11 protein-coding genes and 3 pseudogenes are annotated in these 19,515 nt (G+C 70.2%); 6 read left to right on the plus strand and 8 right to left on the minus strand.

Annotation, left to right across the window (positions count from 1 at the left end):
• Positions 1–131: 131 nt before the first annotated feature.
• The gene (locus ACODT5_RS11055; RefSeq protein WP_422518990.1) at positions 132–1,067 is read left to right on the plus strand and encodes an alpha/beta hydrolase; all 936 of its coding nucleotides are present in this window, start codon (positions 132–134) and stop codon (positions 1,065–1,067) included.
• 373 nt (positions 1,068–1,440) lie between these two features.
• Here ACODT5_RS11055 and ACODT5_RS11060 read toward each other — a convergent pair whose 3' ends face one another.
• The gene (locus tag ACODT5_RS11060) at positions 1,441–1,869 is read right to left on the minus strand and encodes an ester cyclase (RefSeq protein WP_422518991.1); all 429 of its coding nucleotides are present in this window, start codon (positions 1,867–1,869) and stop codon (positions 1,441–1,443) included.
• 200 nt (positions 1,870–2,069) lie between these two features.
• On the opposite strand from ACODT5_RS11060, the pseudogene ACODT5_RS11065 reads away from it, so the two are divergent.
• From ACODT5_RS11065 to ACODT5_RS11080, 4 genes and pseudogenes are all read left to right on the plus strand, one after another.
• A pseudogene (locus ACODT5_RS11065) lies at positions 2,070–2,207 on the plus strand (helix-turn-helix domain-containing protein); the annotation flags it as partial.
• Positions 2,182–2,397: a hypothetical protein gene (locus tag ACODT5_RS11070; RefSeq protein ID WP_422519668.1), complete on the plus strand. Its 216-nt coding sequence runs from the start codon at positions 2,182–2,184 to the stop codon at positions 2,395–2,397. The pseudogene ACODT5_RS11065 and the gene ACODT5_RS11070, both read left to right, overlap by 26 nt.
• Before the next feature lie 335 nt (positions 2,398–2,732).
• Positions 2,733–2,918: pseudogene (locus tag ACODT5_RS11075) on the plus strand (CorA family divalent cation transporter); the annotation flags it as partial.
• A gap of 206 nt (positions 2,919–3,124) precedes the next feature.
• Entirely contained in the window at positions 3,125–3,325 is a 201-nt protein-coding gene (locus tag ACODT5_RS11080; RefSeq protein WP_422518992.1) for a hypothetical protein, read from the plus strand.
• Positions 3,326–3,621: 296 nt separating this feature from the next.
• Here ACODT5_RS11080 and ACODT5_RS11085 read toward each other — a convergent pair whose 3' ends face one another.
• The 3 genes from ACODT5_RS11085 to ACODT5_RS11095 are packed head-to-tail and all read right to left on the minus strand — an operon-like array spanning position 3,622 to position 11,465.
• Entirely contained in the window at positions 3,622–9,669 is a 6,048-nt protein-coding gene (locus ACODT5_RS11085) for an amino acid adenylation domain-containing protein (protein ID WP_422518993.1), read from the minus strand.
• Positions 9,666–10,427, minus strand: a complete 762-nt coding sequence (locus tag ACODT5_RS11090; protein WP_422518994.1) for a class I SAM-dependent methyltransferase — start codon at positions 10,425–10,427, stop codon at positions 9,666–9,668. Before ACODT5_RS11090 ends, ACODT5_RS11085 begins: the two co-directional genes overlap by 4 nt.
• A 54-nt stretch (positions 10,428–10,481) precedes the next feature.
• On the minus strand, positions 10,482–11,465 hold the full coding sequence (locus ACODT5_RS11095; RefSeq protein ID WP_422518995.1) for a thioesterase II family protein: 984 nt from the start codon (positions 11,463–11,465) through the stop codon (positions 10,482–10,484).
• 1,289 nt (positions 11,466–12,754) lie between these two features.
• Here ACODT5_RS11095 and ACODT5_RS11100 point away from each other — a divergent pair.
• Positions 12,755–12,940 (plus strand): annotated as a pseudogene (locus ACODT5_RS11100) (CorA family divalent cation transporter); the annotation flags it as partial.
• 249 nt (positions 12,941–13,189) lie between these two features.
• Here the strand turns inward: ACODT5_RS11100 and ACODT5_RS11105 are convergent.
• Genes ACODT5_RS11105 through ACODT5_RS11120 form a run of 4 tightly spaced genes read right to left on the minus strand, consistent with a single transcriptional unit; the run spans position 13,190 to position 19,400 of the window.
• Positions 13,190–13,618 (minus strand): ribosomal biogenesis LAS1 family protein, encoded by a 429-nt coding sequence (locus ACODT5_RS11105; RefSeq protein WP_422518996.1) that lies wholly within the window; start codon positions 13,616–13,618, stop codon positions 13,190–13,192.
• Entirely contained in the window at positions 13,615–18,360 is a 4,746-nt protein-coding gene (locus ACODT5_RS11110; RefSeq protein ID WP_422518997.1) for a putative T7SS-secreted protein, read from the minus strand. The genes ACODT5_RS11105 and ACODT5_RS11110 overlap by 4 nt, the downstream gene beginning before the upstream one ends.
• Positions 18,361–19,005, minus strand: coding sequence for a hypothetical protein (locus ACODT5_RS11115; protein WP_243339077.1), 645 nt, complete (start codon positions 19,003–19,005; stop codon positions 18,361–18,363).
• Positions 19,002–19,400, minus strand: coding sequence for an SseB family protein (locus ACODT5_RS11120; protein WP_422519627.1), 399 nt, complete (start codon positions 19,398–19,400; stop codon positions 19,002–19,004). Before ACODT5_RS11120 ends, ACODT5_RS11115 begins: the two co-directional genes overlap by 4 nt.
• Positions 19,401–19,515 lie beyond the last annotated feature (115 nt).

The following is a 19,515-nucleotide window of genomic DNA, read 5'->3' on the forward strand; positions in this document are numbered from 1 at the left end:
GCCGGGGCGCGCTGCTCGCCCGTCCGTCTCCGGTAGCGGCATCCGCACCGTGACCGCACGATGCGAGGCAAAGACCCGAATCCGCCACTCCCTCGCGTGTCCCGACACGTCCCGCCGAAGAAAGGTGCCCCATGCCCGTCGACCCGTCCATCGCCGCCGTACTCGACCAGGTCAACGCCCACCCCGCCCCCAGGATCATCGACACCGACCCCGAGGTCCTGCGCGAGATGAACCGCCAGATGGGCGCAGGCCTCGCGCTGCCAGAGCCGATCGAGGTCGGCTCGGTGCAAGACACCGCCGTCCCCGGACCCGCCGGGCCGATCCCCGTCCGCGTCTACCGGCCCGACCGGGGTGGACCCGTTCCCACGGTGGTCTTCTTCCACGGCGGCGGCTGGCTCACCGGCGACCTCGACACCCATGACGACGTCACCCGGCGGATGTGCCGCGACGTGCACGCGGTGGTCGTGGCCGTCGACTACCGGCTGGCCCCCGAGCACCCCTTCCCCGCCGCCTACGACGACTGCCTCTCCGCCGCCCACCACGTCGCCGATCACATCGACGACTACGGCGGCCGCCGCGACCGCTTCGCCGTGGCCGGTGACAGCGCCGGAGGCAACCTGGCCGCCGCCGTCGCCCTCACCTTCCGCGACGAAGGCCGACCGCTCGCCGCACAACTCCTCGTCTACCCCGCCACCGACTTCGTCGGTGACTACCCCTCGCGCACCGAGAACGCCACGGGCTACGTCCTCTCCCAGCAGGATGTCCTGGACATCCAGCACCTCTACGCGGGCGACGACCCCGCCGTCCGCGCCTCCTGGCAGGTCTCCCCGCTGCGCGCCGAGCGGTTCACCGGCCTCGCCCCCGCAGTGATCGGCACCGCCCAGTACGACCCCCTGCGGGACGAAGGCAACGCCTACGCCGAAGCCCTCACCGACGCCGGCGTGGACGTCTTCGCCCGCACCTACGAGGGACTCATCCACGCCTTTCTCAACCTCTTCCCCGTCTCCCATGCCGCCGACGACGCCGTCACCGAGCTGTACGCCCAACTCAAGGAACGACTCGGCTGACCTCTCCCGCTCCGGCGCGGATCGCCCACCGGTCCACACGGCGCCAACGGCAAGCACGTACCGGCCCTGATGCCCGGCCAGCGGCTGCCGACGAGGAATGCGTTCCCACGCGCCGTGCCGGTGGACGGCTCTTGGCGGCGACGCCGCAGCTGAAGAAGGCGCCCGCATCCTGGGCAAGGCGTCCATGATCCTCAACCGTGAGCTGGACGTGGCCACTTTGCGGGCTGCACTGGAGGAGGCCGTGCCGCGGGAAGCGATGTCCGGAGTTGTGGCTTTGGTCAAGGCCCCGCCGGAGGACGACTGGTCGACCGAGGCGGCGATGCGGGAGAAGCCGGCCCGGCGCTACGAGACCGTGCGCTCGGACCGGCCGGTATCAGCGGTCGGCGGGGGCGGCCGAGATCTGCTGCATGAGGCTGAGCAGGTCCGGAGCGACCCACTCCTCCGCAATCCGGTCGCCCTCGAAGCGATACACCTCGACACTTCGGTAGCTGACCTGGCGGCCCGTGGCCTCGAACTGCTGGAACGGGCCCTGGTGCGTGCCCTCGAAGTGGACCAGCACGGTCACCTTGTCGCCGACGCCGAGCATGCCCTGGACGCTGATCTTCAGGTCGGGGAACGCGTCCTTCATGATCTTGGTGCCCTGATGCCAGATCTCCCGGCCCTGCAGCGGGTCGGGGCACCCGGGCACGTTGGCGTTGAAGTCCTCGGTCAGCATCTGCGCGGCCTCCTCGAACTCGCCGCTCTCCACAAGCCGGTACGCGGTGCGCAGCAAGGCCATGTTCTTTTCAACGGTGGTGGTCATCCCAGGTGTCCTCGGGGGATCGTCCCGCAAGCTCGTTCAGCGCTTCGGGCCGGATGGCACTCAGTAGAAACCGTGACGTCGCGGCAAGGTCAAACCGTCGCCGCTCGTGCGACGGAATTCGACTGCTGGCCGTAGTGGACCGCATTCGGGCGGGTAACCAGGGGGAATCGCCCGCGATTGGGAGGTGCTTGGCGGGGCGGCCATCAGGTCTCCGCGAGGCGCGGGCCCTCGCCGAGATGTCCACCGGCTACGAACGTGAAGAGGCATACGCGATCTACGCGGCGGCGTGCAAGTTCGCCCACACCGCCGCCCATGCCCTCGGACACCCCGAGTTGGTCGAATCTGGTTCTCGATCACCTGGCTGTCGAGGAAGTCGAATCCCCGCGGGGTAGCGACAACTACGACCTCTCAGCCCCGTTCCTGCGCGGCGGTGACGAGTTTGCCGACATCGCCGGCGATCCCGGCCGCGCACACGATGACGTACAAGACGCGCTGCGGCTCAGTTACGAGACACTCCCAGTCGACTGACGGAACTCTGGGCAGCGTACGACGGCGGCCCCGAGCAACAGCAGACCTGCCGAGCTCCTCCAGCCCCGCTTTGCCACCTGCTCCCGCCCCGCCGCCACTCCCCTGAGTAAGCTGTCGTGAGCGACGTTGGACGGCCCCCGACCTGCGGCGCCGCTCTTGGCGAGACAGTTCCGCTGGGGGGAATCTGGGGGGAATGAGGCCTCGTTGGGGGGGCGGCTGGGGGGAATCGGCTGCATATACGGGCAGCAGGGTGAAAGACTCGGAAAGGTCGATCGCTGCAGGTCAGACCGCCTGCGTCGGCGGTTTCCGCAGGTCAGCGGCGTGAGGGTGACGACTTCAAGAAGATTTCTAGTTGGGTAGCAATTTTGTTCGCACCCACACTTGTTGGAACTATCTATGGCATGAACTTCGAAGCCATGCCAGAGCTGCGCTGGGTATTCGGATACCCCTTCGCCGTGGCCCTAATGGCGGTAGTTTGCCTGAGTCTGTACCTCATCTTCAAGCGTCGGGACTGGCTCTAGGCCCGGCAAGCGATGACGCCGCCCGGATACCCAATTTGCATCCGCACCATCGGAAATCGGAAGCGAGGCGTTCTCTGGGGAGCGGCTGGGGAGAATAGATCCCCACGAACTTGTCGTCCTGCACCCGCTGACCACTTTGCTGGAGCTGCCACGCTGCCACTCAGGCCGATTTCCGAGTGTCGCGCGCAGGTCGGTCGTCACGCCCTGTGACTGACTGCCTCCCGCACTCGGACGATAGGGCGCTGGCCGCCACGCGCACCTTCACCCACAAGACCCTCGCGGGATGGGGCCTCGATGACCTGCTGGACCGCCGCCCGCTCATGGTCAGCGAGCTCACGGCGAACGCCGAGCGCACGGCCGGACCCCTGGCCACGTCCCCCAGCCGGCATGCGAGCGCATCACCGTGACCCTCGCAGACAAGGAAGGCGGTCGTGGGGATCGAGGTTTGGACGGGGGTATGAGGTGGCCAGGGAGCAGCGGTTTCGGGGGCCGTTCCTTGAGGGGACCGACGTGTGCATCTCGTTCATCAGTCTGGAGCCCTCGACGCGTTCGCCGGTTCTCGTTCCTTGTCAGAGACGGGTACCGCGACCGGGCGTAGCGACTGCCCGGAACGCACTGGCCTTCACAGCGTGCGGTTTTGGGCGGCCTGGACCTGTTGGCGGGCGGTCAGATCCCGTCGTTGACCTGCCTACCAGCTACCTGCTCACCCGCTCGCCTCGCTCCTGAGCCGGTCGACGGTGACCGCCAGGTCCGCGACCGTACGGGAGGTGAACATCTCGCGCAGGCTGATCGCGACCCTGAACCCGTCGCGGATCCGGGCGACCAGCCGGGTCGCGGCCAAGGAGTTCCCGCCGAGCTCGAAGAAGTTGTCGCGGACACCGACCCGGGGCACGTCCAGGACTTCGCACCAGAGGGTGGCGAGCTGTTCCTCGGTCGGTGTGCGCGGCGCGACGAACCCGGGCGCGTCACCGGCCTGCCTGGGGGCGGGCAGAGCACGTCGGTCGAGTTTGCCGTTGGCGCTGAGCGGCCAGCTGTCCAGGGTCAACACGTGGTCGGGGACCATGTGCGCGGGCAGCCGGTCGCCGAGCCACCCCCGGAGCCGTTCGGTGAGCGGCTCGGCAGGCTCGGTCGGCCGTGCGGGGACGCTGCGGTCCACGCGGCCGCCGAGCATGGAGTGCACCAGCACGTGGCGCTCGCCCAGCGCGAGCAGCGGCCTGACCGGGTCGAAGGAGAGTGCGCCGATCGGGCAGAGGCCGATGTCGGTGCGCGCCGCCCGTTCCATCAGGAGCTGGCCCATGTACCCGGCTTCCAGCAGGCACAGATCGCGGGCGATCGAGCCGTACATGGGCTCGATCGCGTCGAGGTCGGCGACGAGGAACACGCTGAAGCCGGCGGCCTCGAAGACGGCGCGGTTGTGCGCGGCGTGGATCCCGGCGTCGACCGTCGCGCCCTCGTCGAGGGTGACCAGCGCGTTCTCCCGCGGGTCGAGGTAGTACGTCCCCGCCGGCAGGCCGGACACCGCACCGGCCTTCACGTGCAGGTACGTCTGGACCGGGTAGAGCCCGCCGCCGGACGGATAGCGGCACTTGGCCAGCCCGTCCACCTCGTCCTGGCGCAATACGCCCAGGCAGTCGGCCAGTTCTGCGAGGCTGATCGACTCGGCGAGGAACGCCCGGTCGCTGCGCCGCCGCGACGGCCCTTCCGGCACCCGCGGAAGGACGACCCGGGGCCGGTCGGGTTCCCGGCGCAGGCCGTGCCGGGCCAGCTTGAACGCGGCCCGGCTCAACGGGTCGAGCAGGGTGACGCCGCTGCGGCGGGCCTCCTCGAAGTCGGCCGCGTCAGGCTCTGCGGCGCCGGCCGGCGACTCGGCGATGACGTAGGCGACCAGGCCGTCGTGGCCTGGCCGGTCGGGGCGGCCGGTCGCGGTGACGGCGGCCGAGGCGACGGCGGGGTGCGCGAGCAGTGCCGCCTCGATCTCACCGAGCTCGATGCGCTGGCCGCGGATCTTGACCTGGAAGTCGGCCCGGCCCATGAACTCGATGGTGCCGTCCGGCCGCCACCTGCCGAGGTCCCCGGTGCGGTACATCCGCTCCCCGGTGTCCGGGTGGGCGGTGAATACCGCGTCGGTGCGCTCGGGGTCTCGCCAGTAGCCGTCGGCGAGGCAGGTGCCGGAGACGTACATCTCGCCGGTCACCCAGTCCGGGCACTCCCCCAGTTGCTCGTTGCGCACGTGGTAGCGGACGTTGGCGAGGGGGGTGCCGTACGGAATGCTCCGCCAGGCCGAATCGACCTCGGCGACGCGGTACCAGATGCTCCACAGAGTTGTCTCGGTCGGGCCGCCGACGGAGACAACCTCGATGCCCGGCGCCGACTCGGCCAGTCGTTGCGGCATCGTCAGGGGGATCCAGTCGCCGCCGAGCATGGCCAGCCGGAGCGAGGCGAGCCGGTCGCCTGCGCCGGCGCTCTCCAGGAGCATCTCCATCATGGCGGGCACCGAGTTCCACACCGTGATCCGGTGCGTGGCGATCAGCTCGGTCCAGTGTGCCGGGTCGCGGCGGTCGGCGGCGCCCGGCACGACCACCGTGCCGCCCGCGCCCAGCACCCCGAAGAGGTCGAAGGCGGACATGTCGTGGTGCAACGCGGTCACCGCGAGGCAGCGGTCGCCTTCGGTGATCCGGAATGCCTCGACGGTCTCCAGCAGGCAGTTGACGAGTGCCCGGTGGTTGACCATCACGCCCTTCGGTTCGCCCGTCGAGCCGGAGGTGAACATCGTATACACGAGGTCGGTCGGGCTGCCGCCGGAGGGGAGCGGTGTGTCGGTGACGGCGGGCAGCGGCCGGTCCAGGCAGAACCGCAGCGGTCCGGTCGGCCAGTCCAGGGTGTCGTCGAGCTCCGACTGGGTGAGGACGAGGTCGACCTCGCCCTTGTCGAGGAGATACCGGATGCGCGGGCCGGGCAGCTCCGGGTCGATCGGCAGGTACGCGGCGCCCGAGAACAGCACCGCGTAGGCGGCGACGGCCTGCTCCCAGCCCTTGTCCATGACAATGGCGACCAGTCGGCCGGGCCGGGCACCGTGCGCGCAGAGCCAGTCGGCCACCTGTCGGGCGGCGGTGTCGAGCTGGGCGTAGGACAGGGTCCGGTCCGGGGCGATCACCGCGGGGGCGTCGGGGCGGGCGGCCACGTGGCGTTCGAACAGGTTCTGCACCTGGATGTCCGGGACGGCGCGGGTCGGGCCCGCACTCCTCCGGCGTCGCTCCGCCTGTGCGGGTGGCAGGGCGAGCGGCCTGCTCTGCGACCAGGTGTCCTCGTCGGCCGCGAGCCGGTGCAGCAGTGCCGTGTGCGCGGCGAACATGTCGTCGAGCAGTCCGGTGGGAAAGAGCTCGTCGACCGCGTCCCAGTTCAGGAGAAGCGTGCCCTCCTCTTCATGAACCTGCTCGTCGAGGGACACCTGCGGGGTCTGCGAGACGGCGAAGACCGGGGTGAGCAGTTCCTCCAGCGGTGTCCTCGCCGCGGTGGCGAAGGCGAGGTTGCTGGTCATGACCACGGGCATGAGCGCCTGGTCGAATCCGCCCTGGAGCCGCATCAGCTCGCGGAGCACCTCCACACCGCTGACGTCCTGGTGCCGTAGATCGGACCTGAGCTGCCGCTGCAGCCCGCGCGCCCGGTCCCCGAAGGTGGAGCCGGTGCGGAAGTCGACCTCCAGCAGGGTGAAGGACGCGAACTGGCCGAACACCTCGTGGTACGCGGGGTCGTGCACGGGCCGGGTGAGGCGCGGCACGTTGAGCGTGAAGTGCCGACTGGCGCTCCAGGTGGCCATGGTATCGGCGTACGCGGCGAGCAGCAGTCCGGTCGGGGTCAGCCCGGCCCGGCCAGCCCGTTCCTTGAGGCCCTGCCACAGTTCGGCGGGCAGTGTGGTCTCCCGCCGGGTGAACCGCGGCCGGTCGACCGATCCGGCGCGGGCGGCGGCGGGCAGCTGCGGTGCCGGCGGCAGCTGCGGCAGCCTGCTCCACCAGTAGTCGCGCGAGCGCCGGTACGCGGCCCCGTCGTGCCGCTCCGCCTCGGCCCGTACGTGGTCGCGAAAGGTCTTCTCCGGGGCCGGCGGCCGGGCGTCCGGTGCGTCGTAGAAGCGGGACAGGTCGTCGAACAGCAACCGTCCGGAGGAGAAGTCCGCGATCAGCGAATCCACGCTGAGGTGGATGCGCAGGCCGCCGTCCAGCTGGGTGGCGGCGACCTCGAACAGCGGCCACCAGTCGGCCGGACGTACCTCGTGCGACAGCCGGTCCCGGGTGGCCGCCAGCTCCGCCTCGGCCTCGTGCCGTTCACGGCCGCGCAGATCGGTCACCCCGATCTCGTAAGGGGGCACGTCGGAGAGGATCCGCTGCTCGTTGCTGTCGGGCAGCATGACGGCCCGCAGCATCTCGTGCCGGTCGATCACCCGCCGCCAGGCGTGCTCGAACCGGGGCAGGTCGAGATCGGGGGCGTCGAACTCCAGATAGACATGGGTGGAGACGTTTCCCAGCTCGAACGCGCCCGTGCGTCCGAGGCAGTAGGCCTGCTGGGTGTCGGTCTGTGGGAAGGGCGTGTGCGGGACGGCGGGTTCGGCGGCCCCGGCGGCGGCCGACGTGGACGCGGCCGACATGCCGGTGGCGCCCGGTTCGGTGGTGGTCGCGGGGGCGGAGAGCAGGGTTTCGGCCGGAATCAGCAGGCCCCCGTCGGTGAGGGGGAGCCCCGACGGGCGCTGCTGGAGGACGGTGGCCGCGAGTGCGGTGATGCTCGGATCGCCATCGAACACGGCGTCGGAGACGTCCACGCCGAGGTCGCGCTCGATCCGGCCGACGAGCCGCAGCGTCGCCAGCGAGTCCAGGCCGAGGTCCAGCAGCGGGCGCTCCCGGTCGGGTGCGTCCGCGTGGTCCGACACCAGGGTCGCCACCAGCCGGGTCAGATAGGCCTCGACGGCGCTGCGCCGGTGGTCGGCGAGGGGCTGTGCCGGGCTTGTGTCCGCACTCGCGGTCCACTCTCCGGCGACGGCGAGGGTGCCGTCGAGGAGGGCCTGCCGGGTGGCCCGCCGCTGGATCTTGCCGCTGGAGGTCTTGGGGATGGTGCCGGTACGCACGAGGACCAAGCCGTGGAGGCGGACGTCGAACTCCGCGGCGATCGCCCGGCTGAGGTCCCGTGCGACCTCGACGGCGGGCGGCAGCTCCGCCCCACGTCGGATCTCGGCGATGAGCACCAGGTGTTCCGCCCCGCCGTCGTCGACGGCCACGGCGGCCGAGGAGTTGGCCTGCAGGGCCGGATGGCTGTGCTCCGCACAGCGTTCGATGTCCTGCGGGTAGAGGTTGCGGCCGCGGACGATGATCAGGTCCTTGCTGCGGCCGGTGACGAACAGTTCGCCGTCGCGCATGAACCCCAGATCGCCGGTCCGGAGGAACGGCCCTTCTCCGGTGGCCAGTTCCGCTTCGAAGGCTGCCGCGCTCTCGTCCGGCCGCCCCCAGTACCCGTGGGCGATGTTCGGGCCGCCCACCCAGATCTCACCGATCTGCTCGGGGCCGCAGACGGCCGCAGTGTCCGGATCGACGACGAGCAGTCGCTGCCCGTCGACGGCGGAGCCGCATCCGACGACGTCCCGGCTCCGGCCGGGCCCGGCGTCGGCGGTGCCGGGGACGACGCGGTGCGCCTCCAGGGCGGTGGTGTCGACCGTGACGGCGGACGAGCGGGTGAGGCGCTCCCCGCAGGACACCATCAGGGTGCCCTCGGCCAGTCCGAAGCTGGGCCGCAGCGCTTCCCTGCGCAGCCCCCAGCGGGCGAAGCGGTCGGCGAAGTGGTCCAGCGTCGCGGCCCGTACGGGCTCCGCGCCGACGATGACGGTGTCCAGGGTGCTCAGGTCCAGGGGCTCGTGCTCGGCGGGATCGACCCGTTCGACGCAGAGATCCAGGGCGAAGGGGGGCGTCGCGGAGCTCGTGGCGCCGTAGGTGGAGATCGCACGCAGCCACTGGAGGGGGTCGAGGACGAAGGTGCCCGGCGCCATCAGGACTCCGGGGCACCCGGCGACGAGGGGCTGCAGGATGGCGCCGATGAGTCCCATGTCGTGGTACGGCGGCAGCCAGCTCACGACGCAGGAGTCCTCCAAGGTCCGCGTGCGCCGTTGGATCTGGGCAGAGTTGTGCAGCAGGTTGCCGTGCGAGACCATCACGCCCTTCGGCGCGGCGGTGCTGCCCGAGGTGTACTGCAGGAACGCGAGGCTGTCGGTGCCGACGAGCGGATCGGTCCACTGCCCGGCGTCGGCGGTGAGGGCGCCGGTCGGCAGCCAGGTGACGGCCCGCAGCTCGGGTGCGTCAAGGAGCTGACTGCGGACGCCGGCCGTGATCCGGTCACCAGTCAGTGCGGCGGCGGGTGCCGCGTCCGCGGCGACGGCCCGAAGCCGGGCCAGGTTGCGGGAGTGCGGCGGGTAGCACGGTACGGCGATCGCCCCCGCGTACAGGCAGCCGAAGTACGCGCTCAGGTAGTCAGCGCCCGGCGGGTGCAGGATCAGCACCCGGTCGCCGGTTTTGCCTTCCTCCTGGAGAGTCGCCGCCACCACCCGTGCGCGGTGGTCGAGTTGCGCGTAGGTGAGGCGGGACTCCTCCTCACCGTGGCTGTCGAGGAGGACGTACGCGAGGCGGTCGGGCTGCCGCGCGGCCCGTGACCGCAGCAGGTCGACGAAGCTGCTCGGTCGTCGGCCGTACGCCTGCGGGAAGGGTACGGAGATGTTCATGACTGCCGCTTCCCGTCTCGGTCGTCGTCACCAGGTTGGACGGCCGGCTTCTCCGCGCTCACCAGCAGGGTCCGGACCCAGGGCCCGCTCCACCACATCCGGTGGCCGGCGTCGGTGCAGGTGGCGTTGACGGCGCCCGCCGCGAGCAGGGTCTCGAGGTAGCGGCGGGCGTGGAAGATGTCGGCGATGAGCACCCGACCGCCCGGCCTGAGGACCCGGTAGGCCTCACGCACAGCCTCCTCTCGCCCTCGCGCGCTGGTGATGTTGTGGATCGCCATACTGGACACCACCACATCGAATTGACCATCACTGACGGGGAGTTGGCGCATGTCCGCAGTGACCAGGTCGACATGGTCCGCGACCTGCTCGAGCTCGGCGTTGCCGGCGGCCGCCCCTTGGTTGTTGCCGGACTGGTCGACCGAGCGCCAGATGTCGACCCCGGTGACCCGACCCTTCGGCACCCGGCGCGCCACAGCGGTCAGCACCGCTCCGCGCCCGCAGCCCAGGTCCAGGACCTGTTCGTCGCCCTGCAGGTCGAGCGCGTCCAACTGCTCCTCCCAGACGAGGAACTTGCCCCGAACGGTCGCATGCAGGTACAGCCCTGCCGGGACGGCCAGTACCGCCGGAATCGACAGCAGTCGGCGGGGTCCGCCTGCGGCAACCGCCGCCAGAGGTGCCACGACCCCTCCGCCGAGCGCCAGGAGCCAGCCCGGGCCGTCGACGCCGTAGCGCCCTCGTCGTAAAGATTTGTTGGTCATGAAAGACATTCCTTGATTCACGATGCCGATACGGATGGGGTACGGATCAGCGGATCAGCGGGCCATGCAGACGGCCGACACGAGGGCGAGGACCTGGTCGGTCGACTCGAAGGGGAAGAAATGGTCACCTGCGAAGATCCGGACCGTCACATCGGTGCCCAGCTCGCGCCAGCGTTCGACCTCGGCGGGCGGGGCCGCCGGGTCGTCGGCGCCGCCGAGGGCGATCAGCCGCACACCGGCTGACAGCGTGCTCCGGGTCCGATAGGTCTCGGCCGCCTCGAAGTCGGCGCGCAGCCCCGGAAGGAAGAGCTCCAGCCACTCCTCCTCGGCGAGCAGCTCCTGCGGAATACCGCCCAGCGCGCCGAGACGGCTGCGGAACTCCTCGTCCGGGAGCTGGTGCATCGCGGGGGTGCTGCGGGGCACATGCGGCGGAACGGTGCCGGAGACGACCACCGCCGCCGGTGGACGGGGACCATCCTGGAGGGCGATGCCGAGTTCGTAGGCGAGCAGGGCCCCCATGCTGTGGCCGAACAGCACATAGGGAAGGTCGTCGGCCCGGTGGGCGATCGGCCCGGCAAGCCGCTCGCCGAGCCGGACGATCGACTTCTCGGCAGGCTCCGCCATCCGGATCCCGCGCCCCGGCAACTGAACGGGCACGACCTCGATCCCGGGACCCGCCAAGCCGTGCCAGGACCGGAACACCGACCCGTCCGCTCCGCCGTGCGGGAGACAGAAGAGCCGGGCGCCGAGCCGGGACGCCACGGAACGTTCAGGGGGAAGCCATAAGTTCTCGGAGATGACACTCACGGATGGCACGCACTTTCGATTTACTGGTGACGCCCAGTCACCCCAATGGATCTTCGGGTGCAACGACCACTCCGGCCGAAAGAAACGGCGATCTTCAGGAAGCCCCGTGCGACCACCGACACCTGCTCGACCGTCGGGCCGCAGAGGAAGCTCTCTGCCCGATCCCCGCCTACGTCGCCAGCCGCACCCGCCAGGCCGCCGAGCACAGCCCGCAATGGGCCGACCAGGCACCCCTCCAGCCGCTTCCGCGGCACGCCCTGACGAGCTCGCGCATGGTTGGCGGTGGCGCGTGGAGACCTTGGTCGTTGATCATGGTTGGCGTGGTGGGGGGCCGGGCACGGGCGTAGCCGGCGGATCACGGGGGGGGTGGCGACCCGGCATGAATACTGAACTCGCTTCGGAGATAGGCCCGTTGCGGCACGAGCGGCATGAGGCTGCACTTGCGTCGCGTCCTCGCCGCACAGCCCTGGAAGCCGGAGCGAAGTCCACGCTGGTCTTCATCGACCGCTTGTTGGCCGCCCTCGTCCGTCTCTCCACGGCGCCACCCACGACATATTGGCTTGCTGGTTCGACATCGACCTCACCACGATCACGCGCGCGATCGGTGAAGTAAGCCCGCTGCCGGCTCAGCGCGGCTGCACCGTCGCACCCGATGACCGGCTGCGCACGTTGGCTGAGGTAGTCGGCCATCTCGGTGCGAGCGGGCAGACCGGGATCATCGACGGGACCGGGATCCGGGTCCGCCGCCCGGCCGCCGGTGCAAGGACCGGGAGAAGTTCATCTCCGGGAAGAACAAGCCGAACGCCGTGAAGTCCACGGTCGTCACGGACGCCGCCGGGCGGCAGCTGTTCTGCGGCCCGGCCGAGCCTGCGAGCTGTGCGGACATCACGCACGCCCGAAAGTTGGGCTTGGTCAGACTCCTGGCCGATGGTCCGGCCGTGGAGATCCTCGCCGATGCCGGCTGTCAGGGCCTGGGTGCCCAGACCGCCGGACGTGTGGCGGCACGAGCAGACCGCCACCCTGGCCGGCGGTGCGCGAAGGTGAATCCGCACGGCAAGTCGCGGTTCTCCACCCGCCGCCGCCAACCATGCACGAGCCCGTAAGGACAGCTGCTGCGCGAGATCCTGGGCCAGCCGGCGAATCGGTTCGTCGTTCCCGTCACCGGAGATGCGTCACGTACCCGGGCCTGGCAGACGGAGCGGGGCCGAGGGAGAGAATCCCCATCGTTCCCGAAGCCTTCGCCCCACGAAGGCGTCAGCGATCGCTGCCCCGCCTCGATTCCACTACGACGCGTAGCCTTATCCCGGCACCCGGATCTCGCTCCGGTCAGCGGCAATGCACCTTCGGCGACAGCCACCCCTGGGGAGAATCTGGGGAGAATGAGGCTCCGTTGGGGAGCGGCTGGGGAGAATCGGCCGCATCAACGGGCAGCACGGCGAAAGGGCCGGAAAGACGGATCGGTGCAGACCAGAGGGCCTCTCCAGTTGATTTCCGCAGGTCAGCGGTGTGAGGGTGACGACTTCAAGAAGATCTCCTCGTGGGCCGCCATCCTCTTCGCCCCCACCCTGGTCGGCACCATCTACGGCATGAACTTCGAGACGATGCCCGAACTCCATTGGGCAGCGGGCTACCCCTTCGCGATCCTCCTGATGGCAGTGGTCTGCGTCAGCCTGTACGTCATCTTCAAGAAGCGCGACTGGCTGTAGCCGGCTCGCTACGGTTAGTCCACTTAGCCAGCGCGAACGTCGAGAGCGGCCCGCTGGGCCCGCTGGGGAGAATGCGCCAGGCAATCCGGCAGGGCACTCCCCCCGCACCCTGGCGCTGACCCTCTGGCGGCGCCGACCGTCATCGGCGGCGTGCGCCTACACAGCCTCGCCCTCACCAGGTTGGACGAGCGGGCCGCACAGCGAACAACCGCATCCACATCGACCCAGAGATCATTTACGGGGCAGTCTCTAGGAAGCCGGCCCCGCGCCGCCGACCACGCGGAACCCCAGGGCGCTCAACGCAGCCTTGGAGACGGCGCGCAGGGTCGGCAGGTCCTCAGCCGGCATCGAGAACCCGTGGCTGCCGGCGTGCTCGACGAATTCCGCCGGAAGGTCGAGGTTGTACCGCTCGACGTAAGCGGCGAGGTCCACTCGCCAGACGAAACGGCCGTCGGACAGCAGCGACGATCCGCCAGGCACGCGGAATGCGGCCCCGATGACGTCAATCGTCAACTCCATGATGTCGAAGATCGGATGCCCGGAGTCGAGGTACCGCTTCACCTCCGCCTTCGGATAGGGCGCCTGATCCCGCACCTTCTCCCCAATGGGTTCGCGGAACACGGCATCGTTCTCCGGGTCCATCTCCCGGTAGAAGCCGATCATTTCCATTCGGGTCATCTTCCTTCCAGCATGGGGAGGAATACCCTCCAGTAGCCGCCCCTGTCGATCTGTGGCGTTTGCCCCGGGCCCCCAAGTCTTTCGACGCCGACGCGGTCCGTCGGCGCGCGCACGGTGGTGCCGAGCTCGTTGGCGATGCGCTGGGCGACCCAGGAAGCGTCCGCACCGGAATGGCACACCATGAGCCTGAGAGGTCCACCATTGTAGTGGGGATTGTTCGTCACGGCGTCCACGAGCTGGCCCGCGTTGACCGGGCCGTCGGGCATTTCCAACCATCCGTCCGGGCTGCCGTGCGCCACCACGTCGTGTTCACCGGCGTTCGCCACGTTGTGGAAGTTGCGCGTGCTCTGCCCGTCGGTGCCGATCAGCGTTCCCGTCGGGCCGTGGGTCACCGGATCGCCGGCGGGGATCCGGTTGTCCTCCATGTAGTCCACGCCGCCGTGGCATGGTGACAGTCCCAGGGGGTCGCTGCGCCGGTGTGGATTGCCGACGTACGCGACGGGGTTGGGCGCCGGGGTGATTCCGAGGGGGTCGGGGGATGCGTAGCGCCCCGACTCCGGGTCGTAGTAGCGGAACCGGTTGTAGTGCAGCCCCGTCTCGGGGTCGAAGTACTGCCCGGGGAAGCGGAACGGCGTGTAGGCGGTGCTCGACGCCGCCCATGCCGTGGACCCCCACACGGTGCTGCGGGTGTGCCAGGCCAGCTCGCCGGACTCGTCGACGAGCTCCCTGGGGGTGCCGATGAGATCGGTGACGATGGAGAAGAACCGCTCGTCGACCGCCTCCTGGGGGGCGTCCGCCGCGAACCTGCGCTCGGCCTGGGTGAGTGGGCGCACACCCTGGTGGTCCCAGGACAGGGTGATGCGGTCGGCCCCCGGGGCTCCCTGGACGGTCTGCTCGCAGAGCGTGTCGCCGTCCCAGGTGAACGTGATGTGTTCCAGGACGGTGTCGTCGTCGGCGAGGTGCTGCTTCGAGATGCGGCGGCCGAGCGCGTCGTAGCGGTAGCGCCAGCGGGTCCCGTCGGGGGTGGTGACGGCGGTCAGCCGGTTGTCGGCGTCCCACGTGTAGTGCCAGGTGTCCGGCTTGCGGGAGAGCCGCGTCCGCTGCCGCAGGGTGGTGCGGCCCAACGCGTCGTGCTCGTAGCGGACGCGGCCCGCGCGCGTGATGGTCGTGCCGGTGTAGGCGCGGCTGCCGGTGGCTTCCTGCCCCGGGTGGGCCGCAGGCCAGGAGGCCTCGGTCTGGTTGCCCGCTTCGTCGTAGGCGTACCGCTCGGTCCACTGGGCGGCATCGACGGCCGTGACACGGCCCGCAGGGTCGAGTTCGAACGTCTGGAGGCCGGACAGCCGGTCGTGGACGCCCGTGAGGTGGCCGTCGGCGCGGTAGCTGTAGTCGCGCCGCTGGATGCTCCGGCCGCCGGAGGTGACCTCCTGGCCGCTGAGCCGGCCGACGCTGTCGAACCGCGAGACGAGGAGGGTGCTGCCGCCGATGCGGCGGGCGGTCTCGCGCCCCGCCGCGTCGTGCTCGAAGGCGAGGGTGCGGCCGGAGGTGGTGAGTGAAATCCGGCGGCCCGCCGCGTCGTAGGCCCGCGTGCTGACCGCCCCGGTCGGCGTGGTGCGGCTGACACGCCGGCCGAGCCCGTCATACGCGTACGACACGGTGCGGCCGTCGGCGGTCTCGGACATCAGACGGCCGTGCCGGTCCCGGACGAACATGATCGCGGCGTCGCTGTTGACGGCCTCCGCGAGCTGGTCGGAGAAATCGTATGCGAACGTGGTGACGGCTCCGGCGGCGTCCTTGGCGACGAGGCGGTCGAGATCGTCCCACTCGTAGCGCAGGGTCCGGCCCGAGGCATCGGTCCGGGCGGTGATCCGCCCGACGGCGTCCCGCTCGTAGGTGAGGGGCCGTTGGTCGAAGTCGGTCTCGGAGACGAGGCGGCCGGCGTCGTCGTACACGTAGTCCCAGGTCGCCCCCTGGGGACCGCGCACTTGGGTGAGGCGGAGGTCGTGGTCGTAGGCGAACTCGTAACGCACGCCATCGAACCCCGTGCGGGCGACCATGAGGTCGAAATGGGTGTACTCGAAGCGCGAGACCACACCCATGGCGTTCGTGTGGGTGAGGCAGTTGCCCTCGCCGTCGTACGTCCACGACTCCTCGCTGCCGTCCGCCGCGATCCGGAGGGCCTGCCGGCCCTCGGGCGTCCAGCGGACCCGGGTCGTGTGGCCCAGGGCATCCGTCAGGGTCGTCGGGCGGCCGAACGCGTCCCGCGTCGTCCGGGTCGTCGCCCCGAGCGGGTCGGTGACCTCGACGGGGAGGCCGGCCGCGTCGGTGCCGACCCGGGTCGTGTTCCCCAGGGCATCGGTGATGCCGGTCAGCCGCCCTGCCGCGTCGTACGTGTACCAGGTGGTGGCCCCGGAGGGGTCGGTGACGCTCGTGCGGTTGCCGCGGGCGTCGTACGCCTGGCGGATGCTCGTCCGGTCCGGATTGACCACGCGGGTCGGGAGCCCGAGCGCGTTGTACTCCGCGGTCGCCTCGCGGCCGTCGGGGCGCACCGTCGCGGTGAGCCGGCCGATCGCGTCGTACGTGAAGCGGTGGGTACGGCCGAGGGCATCGGTCCGGCTCAGCAGGCGGTTGTACCGGTCGCGCTCGAAGCGCGTGACCGCGCCGAGGGGGTCGGTCTCCTTGACGATCTGGTGGGCGGCGTTGACGACGTACTGGCGGACGGCCCCGCCGCCGGTGGTCATGGTGGTGACGCGCAGGCCCGTCTCGGGGTCGGTGCCGCCGTAGTCCAGGCGCAGCGCGACGTGCCCCTCGACCCCGCCCTCGGAGACGCACCGGTCCAGGGCGTCGTAGGCGTAGTCGTAGCGGCTGCCGTTGGTGTCGGTCCACGACGTGATGCGGGCCTGCCCGTCGTAGGTGAAGGACAGGGGCAGCCCGGAGGAGTTGGTGACCGACGTGAGGTTCCCGTCGCCGTAGCCGTACCGCAGGATCTCCTGGTCCGATCCGTCGTCGGCGCCGCCGGACAGGCGCAGGGCGGTGATCCTCCCTCCACCGGTGGTGAGTTTCAGGTGGTAGCCGCCGTGGTGCACGATCGATGCCGGTGCGCCGGCCCCGTCGTACTCGAAGGTGATCCAGTTCCCGTTGCGGTCGTCGAGCTGGGCGAGCAGCGCGAGGACCCCGTCGGGGCGGGTGGCGAAGTGCCGGACCAGTCCGGTGTCCGAGTCGGTGACCGTGTAATCGCCGTGCACATCGCGGTCGAGGGGCCAGCGGGGGCCGTGGCTCGGTAGGACCGGGACACCCGGAGCGGGGTGCGGGTAGGAAAGCAGCATGCCGTCCTCGCACACGAACACGATCCCCACGGAGTCGATTTCGAGGCGCTGGTCCGCGGTGGAGGCCCAGGAGGGGCCGAACCAGCGCCCGGCCCGGTAGTCCGATGCCGCACGACGGCGGAAGACGAGCGGGAGCATGCCGGGCAGGACGATGTCCGTCTGCGGCAGGAACATCGCCCCCGTCGCCAGGTCGATGGGGTCGGTGGCCCCGCTCTCGACGGCGTTCGGGGGGCGGGAGGTCTTCGCGGGGTCCGCGTCGACCGTCTGCCGGGCCCCCGACTTCGCCAGGTCGTCCATGCCGCCGCGCATCCCGGCGCGGATGCCGCCGCGTATGACTCCGGCTCCCTTGGTACCGATGAGTTCGGGGATGAGCCGGCCGAGGAATTCGCTCGGGTCTCCCTTGGCCGCTTCCCACGCGCTCTTCAGTGCCCGGTCGGGGTGCGCCGCCGTGGACGCCAGACCGGCCAGAGTCAGGTTGATGTTCTTGTAGTACTCGGCGGGGTGGGCGATGTTGTACAGGTCGAGCGGGTTGACCGCGCGGACGAAGTTGGTGATGCCCACCACGCCTTTGACGACACCGCCCCCCAAGTGCACCGCCTCCACTCCCTGGCCCATGCCCCAGTCGGCCAGGTTGAGCTTGGCCCGGTCCGTGGCCGACGGCATCGCCGGTGCGTTCGCGAGCGCGGCGGCGACCGCCTTGTTCGCCGTGTCGGCCGCCTCGTTGCGCTGGCGGCGCGCGTCGTCCAGGACCTCGTGTGCCCGACTCCGGTCGGCCCCGCCCGGGTCGGCGAACGGGCCCGGCTTGGGCAGCGGATCATCGCCGGTACGCGCTTCGTTGTAGGCGTCGACCTTCCTGTTGTACGCGTCGACCGCGGTCTTGGAGGTCTCCTGCCCCTTCTTGTAGAGGGCGATGGCCTCCTTCGCCCTGCCCTGTGCCCACGTCACCGTTGTGGCATACGTCTCCAGGGCCTTGGCCGCGTCCTCGAAGGCGTCCGCCGCGTGCAGCCAGTCCGTGGGGAGCGTCTGGAACTTCTCCCGGAAGGCGTTGGCCGCCGCGCCCTTCCACTGACTGGGGTCGAGGCCCCTCATCCCCTGGCCCACCGAGTCGAAGGCGCCCTGGAAGTCCCGCAGGTTCTTGACGCTGGCGGTGATGGCGCCGACGTTGCCGTGGATCAGCTCGTTGGCCTCCTCGGTCTGCCCGAGCTGCTGTTCCCCGACCTTCGCTCCCAGCGAGGACCCCGTACGGTCGCCCCAGTCCTCGACGGCGTCCGCCCAGTCCTCGGCGCCGACGTACTCAAGACCGTCCCCGACGGCATCCGTGGCCTTGTCGATGCCCTCGCCGACGATCTCCTTGCCGGCGTCCCATCCGTCTTCGAGCTTGCCGAGGCCCTTGTCGACGAGCCCCCCGAAATCCACCACTTACCCGCTCCCCCACACCGGCTGCTTCGCGCGGTCCACCGCTTCCTGCGTCGGCTCCAGCGTCTCGCGCAGTTCCTGGTCCATCAGCCCGCGCTGCTTCGCATCGAGCAGGCCCGAGTTCTCCATCGAGTCCAGCAGCCCGTCCTCGACGTCGTAGGCGGTGTCCTGCCAGTTCTGCTTGACCTCCTTGTGGGCCTCGGAGAACGACTCGCCGCTCCAGTCCGCCCCGTCCCACTGGTGCTGGTCCCGGATCTCGTCCCAGTCCTTGGCCTTGACCTCGTCCTCCGTCAGATGCGGGTTGCCGTTCATACCGTTCACCGCGATCTTGAAGGTGTCCTTGATGTACTGCTCCTGCTCGCTGATCGCACCCGCCGACAGGCCGACGGCCTTCGCGAAGCCGTTGCCGCGCATCATCAGGCCGCGTACGCCCCACTCCCAGCGCTCGCAGAACGCCTGGAACCCCGCCGCCAGCCCCTCGTGGCCCAACTGCATCCCCGTCAGCGACAGATCCGAGAATCCGCGCCCGGTGGACGCCTCGCCGATCATGCCGAGGTCCTTCAGCTCGCCATGCGCCTTGTTGATGCCGCTCGCTATCAACTGCATGGCGGCAGGGGGTGCTTCGAGATCAGGCTCCGAACCGCTCATCGCGCACCTCCGAGATCCACCACTGCCGACTCCGGTACCAGGCCCTCAACGGGCGGGAAGAGCATGCCGTCGTCACCGCCGGCGTCCAGGGCCACTCCGGCGGGAACCCGCAGCATCGGCACCATCACGTCGAGCAGCCGGGCACCGAGGACCGTGCGGTACTCCCATTCCCGCTCCGCGTCACCCTGCGCACGCGCAAACCTGGCCAGCGCCTCCTCGTCCGAGAACGCGCAGATCCACCGGACCCCGCCCTGCTCCGCCGTCCACAGGCTGCCGTACGGATCGATCGGCACCAGCACCGCCGTACGCCGGAACTCGCCCAGCAGCACCGCGAACTCCCGGCGGCCTGCGGCTTCCCGGTCCTCGACGGACTCCGTGACCTTCGCTTCCGCCATGGCGGGCAGCTCAACCGCGTCAGCCAGATCGGCCAGCCGCATGGGCCGCCTACGCTGCGGGGCCACTCCCCCCTGGCTTTCCCCGTTCGTCGTCACGACAGCGATCATCACATGT

Source organism: Streptomyces tatrensis, from assembly GCF_049310065.1.
GTDB lineage: Bacteria > Actinomycetota > Actinomycetes > Streptomycetales > Streptomycetaceae > Streptomyces.

What these genes read in the sequence shown, in the direction of transcription:
- ACODT5_RS11055 (WP_422518990.1), top strand. Translation starts at nt 132, where the DNA reads ATGCCCGTCGACCCGTCCATCGCCGCCGTACTCGACCAGGTCAACGCC.
- ACODT5_RS11060 (WP_422518991.1), bottom strand. Translation starts at nt 1,869, where the DNA reads ATGACCACCACCGTTGAAAAGAACATGGCCTTGCTGCGCACCGCGTAC.
- ACODT5_RS11070 (WP_422519668.1), top strand. Translation starts at nt 2,182, where the DNA reads ATGCCCTCGGACACCCCGAGTTGGTCGAATCTGGTTCTCGATCACCTG.
- ACODT5_RS11085 (WP_422518993.1), bottom strand. Translation starts at nt 9,669, where the DNA reads ATGAACATCTCCGTACCCTTCCCGCAGGCGTACGGCCGACGACCGAGC.
- ACODT5_RS11090 (WP_422518994.1), bottom strand. Translation starts at nt 10,427, where the DNA reads ATGACCAACAAATCTTTACGACGAGGGCGCTACGGCGTCGACGGCCCG.
- ACODT5_RS11105 (WP_422518996.1), bottom strand. Translation starts at nt 13,618, where the DNA reads ATGACCCGAATGGAAATGATCGGCTTCTACCGGGAGATGGACCCGGAG.
- ACODT5_RS11115 (WP_243339077.1), bottom strand. Translation starts at nt 19,005, where the DNA reads ATGAGCGGTTCGGAGCCTGATCTCGAAGCACCCCCTGCCGCCATGCAG.
- ACODT5_RS11120 (WP_422519627.1), bottom strand. Translation starts at nt 19,400, where the DNA reads ATGGCGGAAGCGAAGGTCACGGAGTCCGTCGAGGACCGGGAAGCCGCA.